This window comes from Cryobacterium sp. TMT2-10 (genome assembly GCF_004403075.1).
Classification (GTDB): Bacteria; Actinomycetota; Actinomycetes; order Actinomycetales; family Microbacteriaceae; genus Cryobacterium; species Cryobacterium shii.
This window is the reverse complement of record NZ_SOGW01000123.1, coordinates 1-1,119: the sequence shown is the minus strand read 5'-3', so window position 1 is coordinate 1,119 and position 1,119 is coordinate 1. Positions and strand designations below refer to the sequence as shown.

At 65.8% G+C, this 1,119-nt stretch carries 1 protein-coding gene; it reads right to left on the bottom strand.

Features of this window, described 5'->3' with window-relative positions; all coding sequences use genetic code 11:
- Window positions 1-1,060, bottom strand: a 1,060-nt coding sequence (locus tag E3T37_RS15230; RefSeq protein ID WP_134368123.1) for an IS701 family transposase, incomplete at its 3' end; no start/stop codon positions are given.
- Window positions 1,061-1,119: the final 59 nt, after the last annotated feature.

The following is a 1,119-nucleotide window of genomic DNA, read 5'->3' as shown; positions in this document are numbered from 1 at the left end:
GGGTCGTGTCCGGCAGGGTGGAGAGCCAGTAATCGGTCGGGGCCGGCGCCCCGGTGGGCCATTCGGCGAGGAGCCACTCCACGGGAAGGGAGCCGTCGTCGCCGCGCGGCAGATCGCGGTTCGCGGGTCGGACCCGGAGGGCGATGAACCGGGACTTCATCGAGGCGAGCTTGTTGTTCGGCGTGGCCTTGGTGCCGTGCCGCCAGGTGACCTGGTGGAGGGATGACCGGCCGGCATTCACGACGAGGTCCTTCAGGGAGCTGGGCGCCTCAAGGTAGCGGCGTTGGTGCGGGCGGGGACCGCGCCCGGAGTACTCGAGCACCTCCGTTGCCGCGTCGTCGCTGAACGCACTCGTGGAAGCTTTCACGGCGACCATGTAGGGAATGAGTCGCTCGGTCAGCCCGCACCGGAACGCGGTGATCTCACCGTATCCGGCGTCTCCGACAAGAGCCGGCGGTCGGTGCCCCCAGTCGGCGAGCTCATCGATCATCTCTAACGCCATCGCCCATTTGGTGCGGTGGCGTTGCAGGTCCGGGAGCTGCGCCTTGGCCCGGCGGGCCGCGATCAGCGCGGCTTCCTCATTCGTGTCCGCGCAGGTGTCATCCCAGGCCCCAGGCACGTAGAGGCGCCAATTCAGCGGGCACGATGCCTGATCGGTCGCCGCGTGGATGCTGACTCCGATCTGGCAGTTGCCGATCTTGCCCAGGGTGCCGGAATACTGCCTCGCCACGCACGGCGAGGACGACCCGTCTTTCTTGAAGCCGGTATCGTCAACCACCCACGCGTCCGGGCTGATGAGCTGGAGCGCCCGGCGCACCAGGACCCGCCGCACGGGCTCGACTTTCCACGGCGACGAGGACACGAACTGTTGCAACTGCTGGTAATCCACGCCGAGACGCTCACCCATGGGTTGCATGGATTTCCGCCGCCCGTCGAGCATCAGCCCGCGCAGATACAGGTTCCCTTTGCCGCGTTGATCGGCCCGGGGAAGCGACGCGAATACGTCCTCCACGAACGCTTCCAACTCGGCTTTGGTCTCGGTGAGTTCATCAGGATTCACGCCTGAAAATTAACAGATTCCAGCGACGATTAACAGCCGACACGCCCAACCTAACTAAG